15 protein-coding genes and 1 tRNA gene are annotated in these 21,984 nt (G+C 74.6%); 5 read left to right on the top strand and 11 right to left on the bottom strand.

Features of this window, described 5'->3' with window-relative positions; genetic code table 11:
- Window positions 1-28: 28 nt before the first annotated feature.
- Window positions 29-763 (bottom strand): SDR family oxidoreductase, encoded by a 735-nt coding sequence (locus LC193_RS09360; protein ID WP_226078528.1) that lies wholly within the window; start codon window positions 761-763, stop codon window positions 29-31.
- Window positions 764-877: 114 nt separating this feature from the next.
- Here LC193_RS09360 and LC193_RS09355 point away from each other — a divergent pair, with 114 nt between their 5' ends.
- Entirely contained in the window at window positions 878-1,534 is a 657-nt protein-coding gene (locus LC193_RS09355) for a TetR/AcrR family transcriptional regulator (RefSeq protein WP_226073255.1), read from the top strand.
- Window positions 1,535-1,685: 151 nt separating this feature from the next.
- On the opposite strand, the gene LC193_RS09350 is transcribed toward LC193_RS09355, so the two are convergent.
- Entirely contained in the window at window positions 1,686-4,538 is a 2,853-nt protein-coding gene (locus LC193_RS09350; protein ID WP_226073253.1) for an AfsR/SARP family transcriptional regulator, read from the bottom strand.
- A gap of 259 nt (window positions 4,539-4,797) precedes the next feature.
- On the opposite strand from LC193_RS09350, the gene LC193_RS09345 reads away from it, so the two are divergent.
- Window positions 4,798-5,535 (top strand): AfsR/SARP family transcriptional regulator, encoded by a 738-nt coding sequence (locus tag LC193_RS09345; protein WP_226073252.1) that lies wholly within the window; start codon window positions 4,798-4,800, stop codon window positions 5,533-5,535.
- A 44-nt stretch (window positions 5,536-5,579) separates the two neighbouring features.
- On the opposite strand, the gene LC193_RS09340 is transcribed toward LC193_RS09345, so the two are convergent.
- From LC193_RS09340 to lanL, 7 genes are all read right to left on the bottom strand, one after another.
- Entirely contained in the window at window positions 5,580-7,307 is a 1,728-nt protein-coding gene (locus LC193_RS09340) for an ABC transporter ATP-binding protein (RefSeq protein ID WP_226073251.1), read from the bottom strand.
- Window positions 7,304-9,067: an ABC transporter ATP-binding protein gene (locus tag LC193_RS09335; protein WP_226073250.1), complete on the bottom strand. Its 1,764-nt coding sequence runs from the start codon at window positions 9,065-9,067 to the stop codon at window positions 7,304-7,306. The genes LC193_RS09340 and LC193_RS09335 overlap by 4 nt, the downstream gene beginning before the upstream one ends.
- Window positions 9,068-9,158: 91 nt before the next feature.
- Complete coding sequence (locus tag LC193_RS28955; protein ID WP_264086262.1) at window positions 9,159-9,284, bottom strand: hypothetical protein; 126 nt, start codon at window positions 9,282-9,284, stop codon at window positions 9,159-9,161.
- A gap of 53 nt (window positions 9,285-9,337) precedes the next feature.
- The gene (locus LC193_RS09330) at window positions 9,338-9,493 is read right to left on the bottom strand and encodes a hypothetical protein (protein ID WP_226073249.1); all 156 of its coding nucleotides are present in this window, start codon (window positions 9,491-9,493) and stop codon (window positions 9,338-9,340) included.
- Between the two features lie 55 nt (window positions 9,494-9,548).
- Window positions 9,549-9,689, bottom strand: coding sequence for a hypothetical protein (locus LC193_RS09325; RefSeq protein WP_226073248.1), 141 nt, complete (start codon window positions 9,687-9,689; stop codon window positions 9,549-9,551).
- Between the two features lie 60 nt (window positions 9,690-9,749).
- A complete protein-coding gene (locus tag LC193_RS09320) occupies window positions 9,750-11,669 on the bottom strand; it encodes an alpha/beta hydrolase family protein (RefSeq protein ID WP_226073247.1) in 1,920 nt (639 codons plus the stop codon).
- Window positions 11,666-14,458, bottom strand: coding sequence for a class IV lanthionine synthetase LanL (gene lanL / locus LC193_RS09315; RefSeq protein WP_226073245.1), 2,793 nt, complete (start codon window positions 14,456-14,458; stop codon window positions 11,666-11,668). The genes LC193_RS09320 and lanL overlap by 4 nt, the downstream gene beginning before the upstream one ends.
- Before the next feature lie 459 nt (window positions 14,459-14,917).
- Here lanL and LC193_RS09310 point away from each other — a divergent pair, with 459 nt between their 5' ends.
- Window positions 14,918-16,597, top strand: coding sequence for an AfsR/SARP family transcriptional regulator (locus LC193_RS09310; RefSeq protein WP_226073243.1), 1,680 nt, complete (start codon window positions 14,918-14,920; stop codon window positions 16,595-16,597).
- A gap of 44 nt (window positions 16,598-16,641) precedes the next feature.
- Here LC193_RS09310 and LC193_RS09305 read toward each other — a convergent pair whose 3' ends face one another.
- Together LC193_RS09305 and LC193_RS09300 are read right to left on the bottom strand one after the other, a co-directional pair.
- A complete protein-coding gene (locus tag LC193_RS09305) occupies window positions 16,642-17,523 on the bottom strand; it encodes an SDR family NAD(P)-dependent oxidoreductase (RefSeq protein WP_226073241.1) in 882 nt (293 codons plus the stop codon).
- A gap of 733 nt (window positions 17,524-18,256) precedes the next feature.
- Window positions 18,257-18,329: transfer RNA gene (locus LC193_RS09300), tRNA-Arg, on the bottom strand.
- 309 nt (window positions 18,330-18,638) lie between these two features.
- Between LC193_RS09300 and LC193_RS09295 the strand changes: the two genes are divergently transcribed.
- Entirely contained in the window at window positions 18,639-20,207 is a 1,569-nt protein-coding gene (locus LC193_RS09295; protein WP_226078527.1) for a dynamin family protein, read from the top strand.
- A 35-nt stretch (window positions 20,208-20,242) separates the two neighbouring features.
- Window positions 20,243-21,901, top strand: coding sequence for a GTPase (locus LC193_RS09290; RefSeq protein WP_226073239.1), 1,659 nt, complete (start codon window positions 20,243-20,245; stop codon window positions 21,899-21,901).
- The last annotated feature ends 83 nt before the right edge of the window (window positions 21,902-21,984 follow it).

Genomic DNA, 21,984 nt, shown 5'->3' with positions numbered 1-21,984 from the left:
TGAATGGCGGCGGTGGGCCGAGGCGGTGTCAGACCTGGCCGATGCCTCCGTCGACCGGGAGGTCGATTCCGCTGACGAAGCTTGAGTCCGCGGACGCGAGGAAGAGCGCTGCGGTGGCGATCTCCTGTTCGGCACCGAGGCGGCCGAGAGGCACCAGTGAGGCGATCCGATCCCTGAATCCCGTCGGGAGGTTCGCGAACGCCGGGGTGTCGATCGCGGAGGGACTGAGGACGTTGACGCGGATTCCCCGCTCCTTCAGGTCGGTGGTCCAGGTCCGCGAGAACGACCGCAGAGCAGCCTTGCTCGCCGCGTAGATCGTGGTTCCCGGCTCACCTTTCTCCGCGGCGCCCGACCCGATGAGCACGATCGAGGCGCCATCGGACAGCAATGGCAGGAGTTTCTGCACAGTGAAGAACGTCCCGCGCACGTTCACACCGAACACGGCGTCGAACGACTCCTCGGTCACGTCGCCGATGGGCTCGTTCCATGTCCAGGCCCCGGCACTCGCTACGAGGACGTCGATCCGGCCCAGTTCGGCTGCTACGACATCGGCCAAGCGGACCACATCGGCGACCTCACCGACGTCACCGACCACACCGGTCACATCGTGGCCGATCGCGGCCACTGCGGCGTCCAACTGGTCCTGTCGTCGGCCGGTGATGACCACGTGCGCGCCCTCCGCGACGAACAACTCAGCGGTCGCGAGTGCCAGTCCCGAGGTCGCGCCGGTGATCACCGCGACCTTCCCGCTGAGCTTTGCCATGTCGGATCGCCTCCTCAAAATGAGCATGCTCTCAGTTTCGATGCTTGATGACGGTAGCAAAGATGAGACATGGCTCAAAGTTGAGGTGCGTCACACCTTTGCTACGGTGATCTCATGCCTCCCCGAGAGAACCCGCCGCCCGCGCGCAGGGATGCCCACCGCAACCGCCAGCGGCTTCTCGAGTGCGCCAGACGCGCGTTCGCTGAACGAGGCGCGACAGCCCCTCTCGACGGCATCGCCCGGGAGGCGGGCCTGGTGGTCGGCACCCTCTACCGGCACTTCCCCACGCGCCTGGACCTTCTCCACGCCGTGCTCGAACCGAAGTTGCGCCGTGTCATCGACGAGGTGGCGGCCTCGTTCGACTTGGAGGACCCGTGGGAGGCGTTTCGCGACCTGTTGGAGGTTCTCTGTTCGGCCCAGGCCGGAGACCGGGCATTCGCTGACTTCCTGGCGTGGAGGTTCCCCGGCGACGACCGCACCAAGGCTGCACACGACGAGATCTGTGCACACGCACAACAGGTTCTGCTGCGCGCACAGGGTGCGGGCGTCGTGCGCCCCGACGTCACCGGCGCCGACTTGCTCGTGGTGGTGTGGGCGAGTGGCCGTGTCTCCGGGACCGTGCAGTACGTCGCACCGTCGATGTGGCGCCGGCACTTGCACCTGGCGATGGATGGATTCCGGGCGTCGAACCGGCTCGACCTGCGGGAGCCTGCGTGGGACCTGGACGTTTTGAACCGGGCGATGAGTGCCCCGGAGGCACAGGGACACTGACTTCAGCCCTTGTGGGTGGTCTTCGGTGAAGTCCCTGGTGTGGATGAGGTGTCGTCCGTACTGTTCCGGGGAGCCGAACGCCGTCATCCGGCGGCGGGGATGAGAAGTCGCCGCGGGAGAGCCCCGGGCGTGGCCTTCCGACGCGTTTCGGCTAGGCCGGTCCCGGGTCCGGGATGCGCAGGTGCAGGTTTTCCCGGGCGTTCAGCTCGTCCACGAGACGCAGAGCGACGGCGCTTTCCGCCCGCGCGGCCCGTTCGTCCCCCGACACTCTGAGCGCGCTGGCCAGCAGGCTGTGCAACTCCGCCCGCGACAGCGGGTCGACCGGGTGCCTTTCCACGAGCGCGAGGCCGGTCCGCGCCCAGCGCGCCGCCTCCGCGTGGTCCCCGGCCGCGAGTTCGCACGCCGCCAGGCTGGCCAGCGTGGAGGAAAGCACCGCGGTCGGCTCCGGCGCCGCACTGCACACCTCGATCAGTACCCGCCGGGCGCTCACCAGGTCGCCCGCCAGGTAGTGCGCGTGCCCCATATTGGTCCCGATGGTGATTCTGGCCTCCACCAGATCGGCCGACTCCGCCGCGGCCAGGGCCCGCCTACCGGCGCGTATCGCCTCCTCCGGCCTCCTGGCCTGCCCCAGGCAGCCCACCAGGTTGGAGGCGGACGCGATCGCCTCGCGCACCTCGCCCATCCTGGTGAGCACGTCCCAGGACTCGGAGAGCAACGGCAGCCCGCCCTCCACGTCGCCGCTCTGGCCGAGTACCTTTCCGAGCTGACCGAGCGCGAAGCCGCGGGCGAACGCGTCGCCGTCCCGTTCGGCGGTGCGCAGCACCAGCGTGGCCAGCCGCCGCTGGTCGCGCAGGTTCATCCGCAACGCGAAGTAGCCGGTCAGGGCACGTGCGGCCGAGAGGCCGAAGGTGCTCAGCGGGCGGCCGGCCAGCTCGGTCCCATCCCGGTACTCCGGTGCCGCGCACTGCTCCGCGAGCGTCAGCGCCTGGGGCACCGCCGTGTCGGCCCAGGCCAGCGCCGACTCGGAGTCGGGGAAGTCGTCGCCGTCGGGGAACCGGGCGATGCCCTGACGCACCCGGGACCTGAGCCAGCCGGCCGAACTCAGCCGCGTGCCCGCCCGGTGAAGGGTGCCAAGGTACCAGCGGGCCAGCGCGCCGAGCCGCTCCCTGGCGTGCTCGGGCGGCAGGCGGTCAGCCTGCCACCTGGCCGCCGCACGCAGCAGATCGTGGAGTACGTAGACCCCGCTGCGCGGGCTGTCCGCGATCCGCGCGTCGGTCAGGCGTTCAAGTGAGTCCTCGGCCTCGGCGGGGGTGCAGCCGGCCAGCGCCGCGGCCGAGGCGGGCCGGTAGGTGTGCAGCGCCGGGACGCCGAGCAGCGGGAAGAGGGCCGCCGCCTGCCGGTCGGCCGGGTCCTCGCTCCCGGCGAGGCGGTCGATGCCGACCATCAGACCGGCCCGCAGGTCCAGGTCGGCGGTGCGCAACTGGTCCATGCGCCCGCGTTCGTCGCGCAGCAGCGCGATCCACTCGGCCACCTCCCAACCCGGCCTGGCCGCCATCCGGGCGGCGACGATCCGCAGCGCGAGCGGCAGGTCTCCGCACAGTCCTGCCAGTTCGGCCCATTGCGCCGGAGTGGCGCACACCGTGCGCGGTCCCGCGATGGTCCGCAGCAGCCTGACCGAGTCCGCGCGGTCGAGCAGCCCGAGGTGGAGGTGGCGTCCGCCGGCGAGGCCGGTCAGCGCCATCCTGCTGGTGACCAGCACGACGGCGGGCGCGTCGTCCGGCAGCAGCGGGCGCACCTGGGCGGCGTCCCTGGCATTGTCGAGGAGCACGAGGCAACGGCGCCCGCGCAGGCGCACGCGGAAGCGGGCGGCGGCCTCTTCCGCCTCCTGGGGAACTTCCCGCATCGGCACGCCCAGTTGCGAGAGCAGCAGCTGTGCGGCGACAGCGACGTCGAGCGGTGCGTCGTCCGGGTCGGCCCCACGCAGGTCCACGTGGAGCAACCCGTCGGGAAACCGCGCCGCCGACTTCCGCGCGGCCAGGACCGCCAGGGCCGACTTGCCCACCCCGCCGGGCCCGTCCAGCAGGCAGACCCCGGGCGCCGTCGCCGCCGGGTCCAGCCACTCACCCAGCAGTGCCAACTCCCCCGCACGGGCCACGAACGTGCCGACGGCCGCGGGGAACGCCGGGGCGATGGCCCCCGGGAGCGCCGGGGCGGCGGCCTTGGAACGCGGGCCCGCGGCCAGGTTCGGCGGTGCGCCGGGACCAGGGAGCAGCAGCGCCGGGTCCGCGCGAAGGATCGCCTGCTCAACCGCCCGCAGCTCGTGCCCCGGCTCGATGCCGAGATCCTCGACCAGTCGCCGGCGCAGCGATCGGTAGGCGTCCAGCGCCTCCGATGTGCGGCCGGAGCGGTGCAGGGCCAGCATGAGGTGGCGCGTCAGCCCTTCCCTGAGGTGGTGCGCCCGGGCCTCGGCGGCCAGCTCGTCCAGGATCTCCGCGTGCCGGCCGAGCCTCAGGTGAACGGCGAAGCGCTCCTCCTGGGCGTCGAGCCGCAGCGCAGCGAGACGGGGAGCCTCGGCGGCGGCGAACGGGCCGTCACCGAGCCCCGCCAGCGGCTCCCCGCGCCACAGCAGGCACGCGGCCTCGTAGGCGCGCAACGCCTCGTCGGGCCGTGTCTCGGCGAGGCCGCGCGCAAGGGCGAGTCGCGTCCGGAAGCGGCCGAGGTCGGTCTCCTCCGGGGCCGCGTCCAGCACGTAGCCGCCCGAGGGGACCCTCCGCAGGCGGCCGTCGGGCAGCAGCCTCCGCAGGCGCATCACGTACGTCCGCAACGTGGCACGCGAGGAAGGCGGTGTCGTGCCCCACAGCTGGTCGCACAGGCTCGCGGCGCTGCGCAGCTGCCCGGGCCGCACGGCGAACACGGCCAGCAGCGTGCGCAGCATCGGTGCCCCGACGACGACCGGCCGGTCCTCCCGGTGCAGTTCCACCGGGCCGAGCAATCGGATGTCCACGTCAACAGCCTCCGAGCACAGGAAGCCGGCGTGGCTGCGCCGGCCGCGCGTCACGATAACTCCGGCCCGGAAGTCGGCTCAAAGACTCGTTCGCCATCAACTGGCGCGGAGCGAGGGCGGAATGACCGGCCTCTCGGTCCGCACGGCGCGGACGACCCCTCGGGCGCGGTGGTCCACGCAGGCGCTACGCGGCTGCTACGCGCCGGGGCGCACAGTGTCCGACGAACGATCATCGCCGCGACGGGAGGGACCGGCACCCATGCGTTTTCAGATCCTCGGTCCGCTTCGGGTCCGATGCGGCCAGCGGTGGCAGCCGGTCAGCGCGGCCAAGCAGCGGCACCTGCTGGCCGTTCTGGTCGTCCGGCGCGACACCGCGCTCCCCGTCACCGAGCTCGTCGGGGAACTGTGGCCGAACCAGCCGCCCGAGACAGCGCCCGCCCTGATCCGCAACTACGTGATGCGGCTGCGCCGCCTCCTCGGTGACGAGGACGGGCCGGTGATCGAGCGCCAGTCGTGCGGCTACCGCCTGATCGCCCCACCGGGCGCCGCCGACACCGACGCGGATGCCTTCGGCGCGGCGCTGGAGCGCGCGGGGGAGAGACTGGAGCACGGCGAGCAGAACGCGGCGCGCGCACAGCTGCGCGGCGCGCTGGCGCTGTGGCGCGGAGAGGTGCTGGCCGACGTGCCCGCCACGGGGATGCTGGCGCCGGTCCGCGCCTCCTTGACGGAGGCCAGGGAGGTCGCCCGCGACCGGCTCATCGAGTCCGAGCTGGCCAGGGACGCGGCGGCCGTTGTGCCCGAGCTGCGCTCCCTGGTAGGCGACGGCTGCCTGCGCGAGCACCGCTGGGCGCAGCTCATGCGCGCCCTGTGGCTCACCGGCCGCCGGGCCGAGGCGTTGAGCTGCTATCGGCAGATCAGATCGGTGCTGCGCGAGCAGCACGGTATCGAGCCGGGCCCCGAGCTGTCCGATCTGCACGTGCGGCTCCTGCGCGCCTGACCGGGCCTCGGCGCACGTTCCGCCGCGGGGGGTGGCGCGCGCCGTCACCGCATCAGGTCGTCGAGGAGCGGCGAGACGCCGGCCAGGGCCCCGCGCGCCCCGACGACCGCCGTCCCCGATTCGAGCACCAGGACACGCTTGGCCCTGCGGGCGGAACTGGTGCGGTGGGCGATGACCACGAGGGTCGTCCCGGGGCGGGCCATGAACGCCTCCTCGGCCCGCGCCTCACGCACCGGATCGAGGTGACAGGTCGCCTCGTCGAGGACGACGGTCCCCGCGGGCGCGAGGTAGGCCCGGGCCAGCACGATGAGCTGACGCTCGCCCTCGGAGAGCGCACCTGGCTCGTCGATCACCGCGTCGGGGCCGCCGAGCCGTTCAACTGCGGCCCGCAGGGCGAACAGGTCGATCGCCTCGTTGAGCGGTCCGTCGTCGGGTTCGGTCGGGCACAGGTAGCCGAGGTTCTCGCGGACCGTTCCGGTGAAGACGTAGGACTCCTGCGGGACCAGCACGACGGCCTCGCGCAGTCGGCGCGGGTCGATGCCGGACAGCGGCCGGCCCCCGAGGCGCACCTCTCCCGCGTCCGGCGGCAGCAGCCCGCACAGCAGCGAGGAGAAGGTGGACTTGCCCGCACCGCTCGGGCCGACCACCGCCAGGTGGTCGCCGACCGGTATGCGGAGGTCGAGGTTGTCGAGAACGGGCGCCGAGTGCGGCCCGTAGGCGAACGTAACGCCGTGCAGCGTGAGTTCGGCCGGACCTGCGGGCGGGGCGGCCGAGGCCGTCGCCGGGGACGCGGGGAGCGCGGTCCGCTCGGCCAGCCGCCGCAGGACGACCCCGAGGTGGAGCCCGAGCCCCGCGAGGTTCTGCACGATGGTGCGCACCGCCGGTTCGAGCCCTGTGACCAGGTAGGTGGCCACCCCCACGACCTCCCCCGGCGTGAGGTGGCCCGAGCTGATCAGCCCGGGGGCCAGCAGCAGCGTCCCGACGAGCGGCAAACGGGCGCCGGTCACGATCACCCCGATGCGTCCCGCCTCCGCCCACGCGGTCGCCATCGAGGCGGCGGCCTGCGCCTCGACGGCCCGCCCGGTCTCCCCGGCGGCCCGGCGCGGGGCGCCGCACGCGGCCACGTCGCGCAGCCCGTCAAGCAGGCGTCCCGCGTTCTCGGCCAGTTCCTCCTCGGCCGTCAAGGACACCACGAGCCGGCGCCGCAGCACCCGGGAGACCAGCACGAGCAGCGCGCAGGACACGGCCAGTGAGGCCAGCGTCAGCGCGGCGATCACGGGGGCGATGGTGAACAGGCCCACGACCACGGCGGGGACGGAGAACGCGACCCCGCGGGCGCTCATCAGCAGCCCGGCCATCAGGCCGCGCACCGACTCCGTCTGCCGCGTGGTGCGGGCCACCGTGCCCGCGTCCGGCGTCGTGCCGTGGCGCACGGCACTGAGCAGCGCGGACTCGACCACGGTACCGACCAGCCGGTCGCGCACGGCCTCCACGATCCGGGCGAGCGGGCCCATCACCTGGCGGGTGCTCACGGCCGCCGCCAGCATCGCCACGCCGTACACCGCGAGCAGTACCAGCGCGGCGGTCACCTCCCCCGCGAGGAAGTCGTCCACCGCGCGCCCGATGATCCAGCCGGACAGCAGTGTCGGGGCGGCCTCGACGACCGACCACAGCGCCAGCGCGGCGATCGAACGGCGTTCGGCGCGCAGCGCGGGGCGGATCAGCGCCAGCCCGGCGCGCGTGCCCGCCCTGCGGGTCGTCCGTTCGCTCATGGCCGCGCCCCCGTGGTCTCCCGCGCCTGGCCCGCGGAGCCCACGGCCTCGCCGAACAGGGCCGCGTAGCCGGGCAGGGCGAGCAGTTCGCTGTGCGGCCCGACGGCGGCGACCGAGCCCTCGTGGAGCCACAGGACCAGGTCGGCGCGGGCGGCGGTGGAGACGCGGTGCGTCACCACGAGCCGGGTGGCCGGGTGGTTCCGCAGCGCGCGGGCGATGCGCCGTTCCGTGATGACGTCGACGCTCGACGTGGCGTCGTCGAGCACGAGCAGCCTGGCGTTCCGGCAGAACGCGCGGGCCAGGCCCAGGCGTTGGTACTCGCCTCCCGAGGCGCGCAGGTCGCCGAGCGGGGTGTCGAGCTGCCGGGGGAGCTTGCTGACGAACTCCCGCGCGCCGCTGTCCCGCAGGCCCCGGGCGAGTGCGGTGCCGTCCACGGGCTCGTCGCCGTAGCCGATGGCGTCGCGGACGGTGGCGCCGAGCAGCACGGGACGTTCGAAGGCGCAGGCGATCTCCCGGCGCAGCGCGGCCGGGTCGGCCGCCGCGAGGTCGACGCCGTCCAGGGTGACGGTCCCGGCGTCGGGGTGGAGCAGCCCGCCCGCGAGGGCGGCGAGGGTCGACTTGCCCGTGCCGGACTCGCCGACCACGGCCACCTCGCTGCCCGCTGGCAGTTCGGCGTCCACGCCGTCGAGGAGGGGCTTCCCGTCCGCCAGGACCCGGACGCCGGACAGCCGCAGGGCGCCGCCGCCCGGCGGGAACGCGCGGCTCCCCGAGGGGGCGGGGGGCGCGGCCAGCACCTCCCTGATCCGGTTGGCCGAGCCGCGGACCTGGCCGAGGCTCGCGATCACGCCGATCTGGGCGAAGACGCCGAACGCCTGGCCGAGGTAGCCGGTGACGGCGAGCAGGTCGCCGGGGGCGAGGCGACCGGAGGCCACCCCGTGTCCCGCGGTGGCCAGGACACCGATCTGGAGCACGGGCACGACCAGGGAGATGCGCCAGCCCGCGTCGCGCTGGGCCAGCCAGAAGCGTTCACCGTGCAGGCGCAGCCGGGGGAGGGGTTCGAGCACCCGCTCGGTCTCCCGGTCGGCGGTGCCGGCCGCCCTGATGGTGCGGATGCCGCGGACGGCTTCGAGGAAACGCCCGGCGAGTTCGCCGTGGGCGCGCTGGTAGCCCTCGGTGAGCGCGGTGGTCCGGTGGAAGAAGCCCTTCGCGACCAGCCAGACGACGGGCGCCCCGAGCAGGAAGATCAGGCCGGAGCCGGGGTCGATGAGGAACAGCGCCGCGATGGCGCCGACGGACACCAGGCCCGACATCAGCCCGCCGACGACGGTGGGCACCAGGTTCGCGGTCTGCGAGGTGCTCTGGAGCAGCCTGCTCAGCACGTCACCGGCGGGGAAACGGCGTTGCCCGCGCAGGTCGAGGCGGACCATGTGGCGCAGCAGGTCGTGCCGCAGCCAGGCGGCGCCCCGGGTCGAGGTCCTCACCTGCGCCAGCTCGGCGGCGACCTCGGCCAGCGCGGCGATCGCGAGCAGCAGGACCGTGAGGACCACGGGGGTGGTGGCCGAGGTCCGCCCGACGGCGGCGTTGACGGCGGCGGCCAGGGCGGCGGGCAGCAGCAGCGCGGTGGCGGCCGAGGCGGCGGCGGCGACCAGGTACAGGGCGGTCAGGGCACGGGTGCCGCGCAGGAGCCGGGCCAGCAGCCGGTCTCCTGACGGCGCGGCCCGCGTGGGCGGCGCGGGCTGCGCCGGGGAAGCGGTCGGCACGGGCACTACTCCTCGCGTCGGGGCGCCGGGTGCGGGCCGCCCCGCCCGGATGCGAGCCGGACGGGGCGGCGGCAGGAGGGCGGACTGCCGCCTACCAGTCGAAGGTGCGGGTGGGGCAGGTCAGGAGCGTTCCCAGCCCGCAACATCCCTGCACCTCGTCGAAGGCCGGGTTCTCGGTGGCCTCGAGTTCCTGAAGGTCGAGAATCAGCGTGGTCATTTCACCTCCTCGGAGGCACGCGCTTCGGCTTCCAAGCCGTGCGACCCGGAGGGTCAGTTCGAGTTGGTGCAGCCGTGGCAGGTCGACAGGATGGCAAAGCTCTGCCACTGGCAGCCGTTGATGATCGAGTTCCAGCAGCAGTTGTTCGCGGCCAGGGCCGCCTCCTCCGTGGCCTCCAGTTCCTGGAGCTCCTCGATGGCGAGGGACATGCGGTTCACCTCCTTCCCTACGTCGTCGTGGTGTGACGTGGCGCGCCGCGCCCCGTCAGCTTCCGAACGTGTTGCCGAAGCAGGTGAAGGCCGTGGGCACGGGCAGCCACGCTCCGCAGCACGAGCCGATGGGGCAGTCGGCCAGGCCGCTCTCGGTCTCCTCCAGCTCCTGGAGGGCCTCGATGGCGATCGTCATGTGGTTCACCTCCTCTCCTCCCACTGGTGCGGACTCCGGGCGCGAGCGTCGCCGGAGCGGTCAGGTGGTGGCCGGCCCCGTCCACACGCCTTCGGCGAGGAACAGGGCCGCCGTGTGGTGCAGCTCGGCCGAGCCGTCGAGCGGGCTGTGGCCGGCTCCCGGCACCTCCACGTGGTGGAAGTCGGTGCCGGGCCGGCGGCCGAGACGTCTGAGTTCCGCCACGAGCCGGCGGGACTGACCCGGCGGGATGGTCGGGTCGTCCGCGCCGTGGATCACGGCGAGCGGGGCGGTGATGCGCGAGAGGCGGGCCAGCGGGTCGCGCGGGCCGAGGTGATCGTCGACGACGGCGTGCCCGTCGAGCCGGTCGATGAGGGCGCGTACCGACGCGTCGGCCTCCGGGTGCAGGCGCCGGCCGCCGAGCATGGGGGCGACGGCGAGCGTTCTGGACCACAACTCCGGCTCGGTGGCCGCCGCCAGCAGGGCGAGGAACGCGCCGTAGCTCGCGCCGTACAGGGCCAGGCCCTCCGGCGTCCGGCGTTCGGCCCTGAGGTGCCGGGCGATGGCGAGCACGTCGTCGAGGTCGGGGCCGCCCCACGCGCCCACGACCGTCCGGTGGAACGCGTCGCCGTAACCCGTGCTGCCGCGCGGATTGGGCGCGATCACGGTCAGGCCCAGGTCGGCGAGGAACTGGAACAGCAGGGAGAACTTCAGCGCCCAGTGGTCGGCCGGCCCGCCGTGCAGGCAGAGCACCACCCCGCGGGCGGTGCGCCAGTCCTGGTGACCGCAGACGACGGCCTCGATGTCGCCGGCCGCTCCCGGCAGTCGCTCCAGGTGCCCGGGCGCGTAGGCGTCGTGGTCGCCCGCCTCGGTGCCGTCCGTGACGTGGGTCCAGCCCTCGGCTCCCGGTGCCGTGCCCGCCACGCGGGCGGGGCGCCCCGCGTCGGCCACGAACGCCAGGAGCCCGGGCGTTCCCGAGCCGGTCTCGGTCCACGTGGCGTGGGCGTACAGGGTGTCGCCCCGCTCCGGCAGGTCGAGAAGCGCGTCCCGCACGGTGTCGAGAACGGTCAGGCGGTCGCGCTGCCCGACGCGTTCATGGAGGGCGAGCAGGGTGCCGGAGGCGTCGAGGGCGAGCGGGGTCACCGAACCCGTCAGCGCGTCCGCGGCGGTCAGCCGCCGGGTGCCGCCGGGACCCGAGAGCCGCAGCGCGTGGGCGGAGCCGTCGGTGCCGACCAGCAGGGACTCGCCGGTGCGCGGGACGGTGTGCCAGACCATGTCGTGCTCGCTCGGGTCCCCGACGGGCAGTGGTTCGAGCCGGCCCTCGGGGACCGTGAGGACCGCGGGGGCCGTGGGCCCGGGACCGGCGGGGGAGGGGGCGTTGAGCGCGAAACGGGTCGCCCCCTCGTCCAGCCAGCCCCCGCCCCTGGGCAGCGTGAGCGGCGGCACGCCGCCGACCCGCCGCGCCCCGGCGGCGGACGGGTCCCACCACCAGGCGGACCAGGCGCCCGCGTCGTCGCGCCCCAGGAACAGCGCGCCCGGCCGCCCGCCGGGCGCGGGGGCGGTCACGACCGGCCTGAACGGCAGCCGCCCGGCGGCGGTCCGCGCACCGGCCGCGGTGACCAGTTCGAGTCCCGTCCTGGCGACGACGAGGACCGAGCCGTCGTCGAAGGGCAGCGCGTCGCTCGGCAGCGAGGCCGGGTCGTCCTCCGCGCGCGCCGGTCTGCTGAAGCCGGGGACAACGCGGCAGGTCGGCGCCGTTCCCGCCTCGTCCGCCAGGTCCCAGAACTCGCAGAACAGGACTCCGCGCCCGTCCGCCACCAGCGCGGCGGCGGCGCGTCCCGTGGTGGAGAACCGGAAGGAGAACCGGGAGCGCAGCGAGGTGAGCAGCGGCCACAGCCGGGGCATGGCGGCCCCGGGCGCGGCTCCGGGCACGGCGCCCGTGCCGGGCGCGCTCGTTGCCGCGGCGGCGGTCACGGCCGTCACCGGGACTCCCCCTCGGGCTCCAGGGTGAAGTCGTCCACCATCCACCAGCGTTCACCGCCGTGGCGGTGGCGGTGCAGGAAGCCGATCGCCCCCGCCATGCCCACCCCGTAGCTGTAGGTCAGGGCCGAGTTGGTCTCGTCCAGGACCACGAGACGGCCCTCGTGCAGGGCGCTCAGCCGGTACAGCGAGGCCGCGTGCTCGGCGGCCCAGTCCCGGTAGCGCCGTTCACCCGTGGCCGCCGCCATGTCGAGCAGGAACTCGCCGTTGCCCGCGACACCGTGGCAGTGCGAGGCGAGCAGGAGCCACCTCTCCCTGCGGGTGGCGACCGCGGCGCCGTGCGCGGCTTCGAGGAAACGGTCCTCCCCGGTGGCCCGCCACAGCCGGATCAGGAACGTCCCGATGCCGGGAGCCCCGCTGCACCACCAGCAGACACCGTCGAACTTCTCGGCGTCCTCCGGCTCGTGCTGGGCGGTGGGCCAGGCCAGCGACTCGCCCTGCCGCCTGGCCAGCGACAGCAGGAGGTCGCCGCTGGACGTCGCGATGTCGAGCAGGTCGGGCCGCCCGAGTTCGCGCGCGGCGACCACGAGGAACGCGCCGACGCCGGCCACCCCGTGGGCGAAGCCGTAGTGCGTGAGCCCGGAGACCTGGCCCATCGCGGCGGGCACAGGCCACGTGGTGCCGTCCTCGGAACGGGCCCCGAGCACCGCCTCCACGCACAGCTCGGCGCGAACGCGGAACTCCTCGTCCCCGGTGCGCCGCCACAGCCGCAGCTGCGCGAGCCCGTTGCCCGCCATGCCGTGGGTCATGTCCGGGTTGGTCCAGTTCACGGACAGGCGCTTGGCGCGGTCGACGCTGCGCCGCCCGATCTCCTCCTCGCCGAGTGCGGCGGCGGCCTCGTACATGGCCCAGTAGGTGCCCGCACGGCCGAAGTAGAGGCCGGGGAGCTGGCGGCGTTCGTCGTCGGCGTGCCGGTCGAGCCACGTCAGCGCGGTGCGCAGCGCCTCGGTCAGCTCGCCGCCGGCGAGGCGCTCCCCGCCCTCGGCGCCCTCGGCGCGGAGCGCGGCGCGCCGCAGGACCTCCAGGGTCCCGCCGCTGCCGGCCTGGACGGCGAGCGTGTCGAACTGGCGGCCCTCCATGGGCGGCGCCGGCCACAGGCTCCGGCGGGATTCCGGCGTCATGGCGGCGACGAGCTGCGCCGTTCCGTCGGCGAGCAGGCGGTCGCGGTCGGCCGCGGACAGGCGGTGCGGCGCGGCGGCGGGCACGGGGACCCGGGGCGTGTCGAGAAGGTCGAGGACCTGGACGAGACCGGTGCGCCGGGTGGGGTCCTCCCGCATCAGGCCGAGCACCGCCGGGGCGAGCGCCGCGAGCGACGGAACGTCCGCGGCGACCCCGGCCACCATGCGCTCGACCCGCTCGTCGTGGGGGCGCACCGGCGGCTTCCGGCCCGGTTCCGCCGCGAAGCCGTCGTTGGCGACGACCGGGTTGACCCCCGTGCACAGGTAGAACAGGGTCGCGCCGACGCTGTAGAGGTCCGCCTCGTGGGAAGGCGCGGGATAGCGGGTCGGGCCGCCGATCTCCTCGGGCGCCGTGTAGGACGGGGTCTGGATGCGGGTGGTCGTCTCACCCGGAATCGCGGCGAACTCGGTGTCGATCAGCACCAGTTCACCGCCAGGGGTGACCATGATGTTGTTGGGCGTGAAGTCGCGCAGGACGAGCCCCTTGTCGTGCGCCGCTCCGGCGAGCGCGACGACCCGCCGGGCCACGGGCAGCACCGCGTCGAGCGGGAGCGCCCGCGACGGCTCGTTCCTGATGCGTTCGGCCACCCAGTCGCGCAGCGGAACGCCCGGCACCTCCTCCTCCGCCATGAAGGAGTGCCCCTGGTACTCGAAGAGGTCGACCGGCTTGACCGCGATGCCGAGCGGTTCGAGCAGGCTCAGCGTGCGGTACTCGTTGCGCAGGTAGTCCCTGGCGTCCGTGCCGCAGGTCTCGGCGGCGACGAACGGCCTGGCCTCCTTGATGATCACCCGCCGGTCGCCGTCGTGCCGGTCGAGCGCGCGGTAGACGCCGCCGCGGTTGGAGTGGCGGATCGCCTCGAAGACCACGAACCGGTCGTTGAGCAGCACCTGACCCTTGCTCCGCTGCCGCCTCACCGGCCCGGGCTGCTCCACCCCCTCGGGCAGCCGGGGGGCGGAGGCCCACGGTGGCGGGGAGAACCAGGCGGTGCGCTCGTCCTTGCTCCACGAGCCGTCCGGTGCGACCAGCATCGGGACGTAGGCCCCGTCCACGTCGAGCACCTGCTGACCCGCGCTGAAGCCGCCGTACCGGTAGTGCACCAGGCTGTCGGGGAGGTACCGGCGATCGGAGAGGATGGCCGGCCCCTCAAGTCCCTCGGTCGCCCGGTGCAGGGCCTGGAGCAGGTCGGTGAACTGCTCGTCGGATGAGGGGTAGACGGTGATGAACTTGCCGCCGGCGCCCCGGTCCATCCGGATCGACAGCAGCATCCGCAGCCGGCTCAGGCTCTTGGCGAACTTGAAGGCGGCCTTGTGCTCCAGCAGCACGCGGGACGCGGCCCGGAGCACGGGCACCGCGGAGCGCGGCGTGGCCGAGACGTGGATCTTCCAGCCCTGCGCGCGGAACTCCGAGTCCGGCGGGGTGACGTAGCACCACATCTCCTCCGGCAGGTGCCGCCAGCCGCGCAGGGGGGCCACGGCGTCGCGGACCGCGAGGAAGTCGTCCACGTAATCGTGCTCGTCGCCGTGCCCGGCCGCTTCGTGATGGTGACTGGTCATGGAGCCTCCCGGCCGCGTCGGTCGGTGCTTGGTCGATGGCCGGGCGGAGGCCGCCCGGGCTGGCGAGTCGGTGCGGCGGGGCGTCCCGGCCCTGAACACCGATTCGCTCAGGGAGCCTAGAAACGCGGTGTTGGCGCCGTGTTGGCGACGTGTTGGGCGGCCGGCCTGGCAGGGCGGTCGCCGCAACACCGCCCGCGCCGCGCGGTGGCGTTTCACGGCGATACGGGCCGCGGTGTCCGGCTGGAGCGGTCCGGCGCGCGATCACCTCGTCACGCCAGGTGACGTGATTTGTTGGCGCGCGGCCGGGTCCGGGACGTTCGGTAAACGCGCACTCAACGCACCGGTCGGCGCGTCGGGGTAGTCAACCGGCCAGGGGGGTGGCAACAGCGGTCTACGCGGGTGGACACGGGTGGAGAGGTGGCGGTCGGAGTGAGTGCGAGCGGACGTTCCGGAGGCGCGGTGGCCTTCCGTGTCCTCGGTCCCGTCGAACTGCTCAGCAGCGAGGGCATGGAGCTGCCGCTCAGCGGCCGACTGCGGGACACCGCGGCCCTGCTGACGGTGCGGCCCAACACGTTCGTCGCCACCGAGACCCTGGCCGACGGCCTGTGGGGCGGCAGCCCGCCCCGCGGGGCCGCGACCACGGTCCGCACCTACATCCACGGCCTGCGGAAGACGTTCGACCGCTACGCCCCCGGGCAGGTCATCGAGACCCGCGCGGGCGGCTACCTCCTTCCCGTCACGCCGGAGGCGCTGGACGCGAGCCGGCTGCGCGACCTGCTCCGCCGAGGGCTGCGGGCTCGCGGAGACGGCCGGCTGCGGATGGCGGAGTCGCTGCTCGACGAGGCCGTCTCACTGTGGCGGGGACGGCCCTACACCGGCGTGGCCCCCGACGTTCTGCTGCACGAGACGACGGCCGAGCTGGAGTGCCACTACCGCGCGGCGGTCCTGGCGCGCGCCGCGATCCGGCTCGCCTCGGGCAGGGCCGCCGACGCCGTGACGGACCTGCGCGGTCTCGCGGTCTCGTTCCCCACCGACGAGCAGGTCGCCGAGGAGCTGATCCGTGCCCTGCGCAGCGACGGGCGTGATCCGGAGGCGGCCGAGGCGTACCGGACCTTCGCCGCGCGTCTGGCCGCCGAGCACGGCGCGGTGCCGGCGCGGGGCCTGCGGAGCGCGGCACTCGACGGCGCGCACTTCTCGGCGCCCACATCCTCGGCCGCGCCCCCACCGGTGACTCCGCTCATCGGGCGGGACGGGGCACTCCGGCGGGTGCTGGACAGCACGTCGGCGCGGGCGGAGGGGCGGGAGCACCGGGTGACGGTCATCTGCGGGCCCCCCGGTATCGGCAAGTCGGCGCTGGCCCTGCACGCCGCCCATCGCCGGGGCGCTTGGTCGGGAGCGAACGGCGGCACCGTCGCCTACGTCGACCTGCACCAGTGCACGTCACCCGGTGAGGCGTGGCAGCGGGTCGACGGGCTGGGGGAACGTCCCGACCTGCTCCTGCTCGACGGGGTGCGGGACCCGGAGGTCGGCCGTGCGGCCCTGGCCGCCGGGTCCGCCCGCACGGTCCTGGTCACGTCCAGGCGCCCGCTCGCCGCCCTGCGGGCCCACTCCCTGGTCAGATTGAGCGGCCTCGGCCGGTCGTCCGCGATCCGGTTCCTCCGGGACTGCGTGGGCGCCGAACGCGTCGACGCGGAACCGGAGGCGGCCGAGGCGATCGCCGTGGCCTGCGACGGTCATCCGCTGGCCCTGCACATCGCCGCCGTCAAACTCGCGCTGTGCCCCACCCGGCCGCTGTCCCGGCTGGCCGGTCGGCTCGCCGACCCCAGGCACCTGCTGAACGAACTCCAGGTGGACGGCCTCGCGATGCGCCCCTTGGCCGAGGCCGCCATCGCCAGGTGCACGAAAAGCCAGCGGCTGTGGCTGCGGCGCCTGGCCCGGCACGGCCGCCACCGGCTGACCGCGGCGGACGCGGCGGGCCTGGCCGCGGTCACGGTCGCGGAGGCGGAGGCGGCTCTCGACGGCCTGACGGAACACGGGCTGCTGTGCGCGGACCCCGGGGGCGGAGGCGGTTACCGCGTCTCGTCCCTGGTCCGCGCCGCCCTCACCGAACCGCGGCGCGGCCCGCAGCCCGCGAAGTGACACGCGTGCCTTGCCGTTCGTGGGACAGCCGCGCCGCCCGGTCGCTAGAGGGCGGCGAGTTGGCCGCCGTCGACCGGTATCGAGGTGCCGGTCTGGAAGGAGAAGGCGTCGGAGGCCAGGGCGAGCGCGGCGGCGGCGATCTCCTCGGGCTCGGCCATCCGCTTCATCGCGTCGACGCCCTGTTCGGCGAAGGCGGCCTTCGTGGCCCGCCATTCCTCGTCCGAGATGCCTGCGGGGCGGTGGGCGTCGAGCATCTCGGTGTCGGTCATGCCGGGGGAGATGGCGACGACCCGGATGCCGTGGGCGGCGTTCTCCAGGGCGGCGGCCTGGACGAGTCCGGTCACGCCGTTCTTGGCCGCCGTGTAGGAGGCGAGGCCGGTCCTGGTGGCGAACTGGTTGGAGGAGCCGGTGACGAGGATGACCCCGCCGCCCGCCTCCCTCATGAACGGGATCTGGTACTTCATGGCGAGGAACACGCCGCGGATGTTGGTGCTCGCGACCTCGTCCCACTCCGCGACCGACACCTCGTGCAGGTCGGTGAACGGCAGCTGTATCCCGGCGTTGTTGAGGGCGATGTCCGGGCCGCCGTAGGTGCGGACCGCCCGTGTCACGAATGACCGAACGTCCTCCGCGCGCCGCACGTCGGCCCTGAAGTAGGTGGCTTCGCCGCCGTTCTGGCGGATCTCACGCTCCACCGCGCGCCCGGCCCGCTCGCGGCGTCCGCAGAAGGCGACCTTGGCGCCCTCGCGGGCGAAGGCGACGGCGGCGGCCCTGCCGATGCCTGAGGTCGCCCCGGTGATGAGGACCGACTGGCCGCGGAACCGGTCCCCGCCGCGGTCCCGGCCGGCCGCGTGAGCGGTGCCGGTCGTGGCGGCGGCGCCGAAGGCGAGTCCCGCCGCCGCGCCCACCGCTGCGCGTCGACTCATCCGACCGTCGGTCTGCTCGCTTGGTCCCATCGCGATCTTCACCTCGTGTTCGGCTGGAAAGGTTCACCAGCAGGGTGCGCGTCGCCGCTGACCACCTGCTGGAAGCCCACCTGGAACGGCGACGGGCCCTCGGCCCGCACGGACCGGCCCGGTGTCAGCAGCGGCCTGGTTCGGTACCGGTGGGGGAACGGCGGGGGAACGGCACTCACCCTCAGCGGAGCCGACCGGTTGAAGAAGGACCCGCGCAGGCACGCACCGCCCGTTCCCCGTCGCGCGGAGGCCGGCATCAGCGCACGCCCGCCCGCCGGGCGGCGCACACCCGCACGCTGCACTCACACGTTCTCTGCATGCTGCGCGCCGCATGTTCGGCAGCACCCCGAAGGGCGGATCTCCCATGCCCACCACCACGCCGCCGACTGGCACGGCGCTCACCCGAGGCGGTGTGGATCGGTGCGCCGCGTGCTGGAGGCCGCGCACGGTGTCTTCGAAGAGCACATCCTCGGCCCCGAACGGCAGGAACCGCGGACAGCCCAGCTCACCACTCGGCTGCCCGGTCCGCCTCCAGCGCGAGATCTACGGCGCCTTCCGGCTCCGGGCCCGCTACGACAGCCGGGACCGGAGCCTTCACCTACAGGTGACGATCAGTGAAGCCCTGGCCGCCGATGTGGCGGACATCACCGCCGCAGCGCACCCCTCGGCCGCTCCCCGGGCCGTTGACCAGCCCTCTTCGGTGCGCCCCCGGCAGGACTCGAACCTGCGGCCAAGTGCTTAGAAGGCACCTGCTCTATCCACTGAGCTACGGGGGCCGGTCTTGGTCATGGCGTGGGACGGTGGCCCCTGAAGTGACCTCGCCGCGCACAGGATAGAGCTTCGAGGGGTTCGTCCCGGTTGCTTCACGGCGGCCCCCTCGTGTGGAGATCCGGTGAAGCAGCCCCGATAATCGCAGGCGAGTGCGACAAGCGCAGCGATTTTGGTGGCGTCCGCGTGCGGTGTTGCGCACTCGTTATGCCAGAGCCGCGGCCGGGGCGGGCCGCCGGCTGCCCGGTTTGGGGCGCGTTCGGCGGAATATGCTTTTGAAACCGCTCGAAATTAGGCATTCTGCGCATGTGGCGATCTTGGACGCACGGCCCGAGCTGCTCGACGCGCTGACCGTACTGCGGGAGCGCCTCGCGGCTGTGCGCTTCCCGCTCGATCTGCCGGGGGCGGAACGGGCCCGGCGTTCCGCCGCCGAACTGCTCGCCCAGCTCGACGGGTACCTGCTGCCCCGGCTGCGCCAGCCGGAGGCGCCGCTGCTCGCCGTGGTCGGCGGGTCGACCGGGGCGGGCAAGTCCACGCTCGTCAATTCGCTCGTCGGGCGCCGCGTCACCGAGGCCGGGGTGCTGCGCCCCACGACCAGGACGCCCGTGCTCGTGTGCCACCCCGACGACGAGCGCTGGTTCACCGGCCGCCGCGTGCTGCCGCAGCTCGGGCGGGTCTGCGGGCCCCGCCAGGAGAGCGACCGCCCGGACGCGCTCGCCGTCGTCACCACCCGCGCCCTGCCCGCGGGGCTCGCCCTGCTCGACGCCCCCGACATCGACTCCATCGTCGCGGGCAACCGCGACCTGGCCGCCGACCTGATCTGCGCCGCCGACATCTGGGTGCTGGTCACCACGGCGGCCCGTTACGCCGACGCCGTTCCCTGGCACCTGCTGCGCAGCGCCAAGGAGTACGACGTGACCCTCGCGACCGTGCTCGACCGGGTGCCGCACCAGATCGCCGCCGAGGTCTCCCGGCACTACGGCGCCCTGCTCGAACGCGCCGGGCTCGGCGAGGTGCCCCGGTTCACCGTTCCCGAACTCCCCGAGTCCGCGGCCAACTCGGGGCTGCTGCCCGCGACCGCCGTCGCCGGGCTGCGGGAATGGCTCGGCCGCCGCGCGCAGGACCCCCAGGCGCGCTCGCTCGCCGCGACGCGCACGGCGGCCGGAGCGCTGGCCGCGCTGCGCGCCCGGGTCGCCGACCTCGCCGGGGCCTGCGCGGCGCAGTACGCCACCGCCGTGCGGCTCGACCAGCGGCTCGCGGACGCCTACGCAGAGGCGGACCGCAGGGTGCGCGCGTGCCTCGCCGGCGGCGGCCTGCTGACCGGGCAGGCGGGCGCGCACTGGCTCGCGTTCCCCGAGGACGCCGGCGCGGACGAGCTGTCCGACGCGCTCGCCCAGGCGCTCGCCGGGCTGCTGGTCGAGGCCGTTTCCGCGGCCGACGAGCACACCGACGCGGCCTGGCAGCGCGAACCCGGCGCGCCCGAGGGCGGCGCGGACGGCCAGGACGCCGTGGCCGAACGCGTCGGCGTGCTGGTCAGGCGGCTGCGGCGCTGCCTCGACGAGCTGGCAGAGGAGGCGGCGCAGGCGGCCGGCGGAACGCGCGGCGAGCCGGGCGACGAGGGCGAGACCGCCGCGCTGCTCGCCGCCTCCCTGCTCGGCGGCAAGGCGGGCGGCGTCGCGCAGCAGGCGCTGGCCGGCATCCTCGGCTCCCGCAACGCCTCCCGGCTGCGCGACCGGGGCGCGGCCGAGCTGCGGCGCTGCGTCGAACGGGCGCTGACGGCGGAACGGCTGCGCCGCGGCGCCCCGCTGCACCGGCTGAACATCACCGCGGAGCCGCAGGTCGAGCTGGTGGCCGCGCTGTCGTCCGTGCGCGCGCACCAGGGCTGAGCGGCACCCGCACACCACCGTGGAGAGGACAGGACATGACGGAGACGCCGACCGGGGACGACGGCACCCTCCGGGTCAGGCTCGGCGCGCTGCGCGAGCTGGTGGGGCTCTCCCGCACCCGGCTCGACGGCGAGGTGCTGGCCGAGGCGGGATGCGTGCTCGACGAGGCCGCGGCCAGGGAGCGGCTGCCCACGGCGTACACGGCGGTGGCCATCGCGGGCGCCACGGGAAGCGGCAAGTCGACGCTGTTCAACGCGCTGGCCGGGGCGCAGCTGTCCGAGGCGGGCGTGCGCCGGCCGACCACGGCGACCGCCGTGTCCTGCACGTGGGACGCGGGCCGGGAGCAGGGCCCCGACGGGCTGCTCGAACGCCTCGGCATCCCCGCGCGGGCGCGCCGCAGGGCGCACGTCGTCGACACCACGCTGCGCGGCCTGATCCTGCTCGACCTGCCCGACCACGACTCGGTGGACACCGCGCACCGCGACCAGGTGGACCGGCTGCTGTCCCTGGTGGACGCCGTGATCTGGGTGGTGGACCCGGAGAAGTACGCGGACGCGGTGCTGCACGAACGCTACCTGCGCGCGTTCGCCGGGCACGCGGAGGTGTCGCTGATCGTGCTCAACCAGGCCGACCGGCTGCCGGGCGAGGCCGTCGAGGCCGTGCTCGACGACCTGCGGCGGCTGCTGGACGAACGCGGCCTCGCGCTCGGCGAGCACGGCGAGCCGGGCGCCGGGGTGCTCGCCGTCTCCGCGCTCACCGGGGACGGCGTCGCGGAGCTGCGCCGCCAGGTGGGCGAGCTGGTCGCCGCGCGGACGGCGGCCGGGCGCCGCCTCGCGGCCGACGTGGACGGCGTGGCCCGCCGCCTCGGGCCCGTGTACATCGCCGACGGCGCCGACGCGCCGGCCGGGCTGACCGCGCGGGCCAGGGAGGAGTTCGAGGACGGCCTGGCCGCGGCGGTCGGCGCGCCGGCCGGCGGGCAGGCCGCGGAACGCGCCTGGCTGCGCCGCGCCGACCGCGCCTGCGGCACGCCGTGGGCGCAGGTCGCGCGGCGGCTCGCCGCGCACCAGGCCGAGCGCCGCGGCGAGCCGCCCGCGCTGGCCGCCAAGCGGCTGCGCGCGGCCGGGCCGCCTGTGGTGGCCAGGGCCGCGGTGGACCAGGCGGTGCGGCAGGTGGCGGCCGACGCGGCCGACGGGCTGCCGCGGCCGTGGGCCAGGGCGGTGCGGGACGCGGCGCGGCGCGGCGGTGAGGGGCTGCCGCGGGCCCTGGAGACCGCGCTGGAACGCAATCCCGCCGCCCCGCCGCCCCGCCCCCGCTGGTGGTCGGTGGCGGGGGCGGGGCAGGCGGTGCTGCTCGCCGCGCAGTTCCTCGGCCTGTGCTGGCTGGTCACGGCGTTCGTCGGGCAGCCCGTCGTGGGCCGCTGGCTGCCGCTCGCGCTGCTGGTGGGCGGCTCGGTGGGCGGTCCGCTGCTCGCCTGGGGCTGCCGCGCCGCGGCCCGCGGCCCGGCGCGCGCGTGGGGCCAGCAGGAGGAGTGGCGGCTGCGGCGGCTGGCGGCCGACCGCGGCCACACCCAGGTCCTCGAACCGGTGGCCGCGGAACTCATGCGCTACCGCGAGGTCAGGGAACGCTACGTGATCGCCGCGTCGGCGGACGGCGGGCAGGACGGGGGAGCCGGAGTGTCGGTACCCATCAGATGAAATCCGGCCATAATCGGCGCAGTTCGGCGCCGCAAGGTAACGATTCGCCCTCGGAATGTGTAAGTCCACGCCCCGGTGGAGAA

The organism is Streptomyces marincola, assembly GCF_020410765.1.
Lineage (GTDB): Bacteria > Actinomycetota > Actinomycetes > Streptomycetales > Streptomycetaceae > Streptomyces > Streptomyces marincola.
The sequence above is the reverse complement of the archived record's forward strand: the minus strand, read 5'-3'. Positions and strand labels throughout refer to the sequence as shown.

What these genes read in the sequence shown, in the direction of transcription:
- LC193_RS09345 (WP_226073252.1), top strand. Translation starts at nt 4,798, where the DNA reads ATGCGTTTTCAGATCCTCGGTCCGCTTCGGGTCCGATGCGGCCAGCGG.
- LC193_RS09340 (WP_226073251.1), bottom strand. Translation starts at nt 7,307, where the DNA reads ATGAGCGAACGGACGACCCGCAGGGCGGGCACGCGCGCCGGGCTGGCG.
- LC193_RS09360 (WP_226078528.1), bottom strand. Translation starts at nt 763, where the DNA reads ATGGCAAAGCTCAGCGGGAAGGTCGCGGTGATCACCGGCGCGACCTCG.
- lanL (WP_226073245.1), bottom strand. Translation starts at nt 14,458, where the DNA reads ATGACCAGTCACCATCACGAAGCGGCCGGGCACGGCGACGAGCACGAT.
- LC193_RS09330 (WP_226073249.1), bottom strand. Translation starts at nt 9,493, where the DNA reads ATGTCCCTCGCCATCGAGGAGCTCCAGGAACTGGAGGCCACGGAGGAG.
- LC193_RS09305 (WP_226073241.1), bottom strand. Translation starts at nt 17,523, where the DNA reads ATGAGTCGACGCGCAGCGGTGGGCGCGGCGGCGGGACTCGCCTTCGGC.
- LC193_RS09355 (WP_226073255.1), top strand. Translation starts at nt 878, where the DNA reads ATGCCTCCCCGAGAGAACCCGCCGCCCGCGCGCAGGGATGCCCACCGC.
- LC193_RS09290 (WP_226073239.1), top strand. Translation starts at nt 20,243, where the DNA reads ATGACGGAGACGCCGACCGGGGACGACGGCACCCTCCGGGTCAGGCTC.
- LC193_RS28955 (WP_264086262.1), bottom strand. Translation starts at nt 9,284, where the DNA reads ATGACCACGCTGATTCTCGACCTTCAGGAACTCGAGGCCACCGAGAAC.
- LC193_RS09325 (WP_226073248.1), bottom strand. Translation starts at nt 9,689, where the DNA reads ATGACGATCGCCATCGAGGCCCTCCAGGAGCTGGAGGAGACCGAGAGC.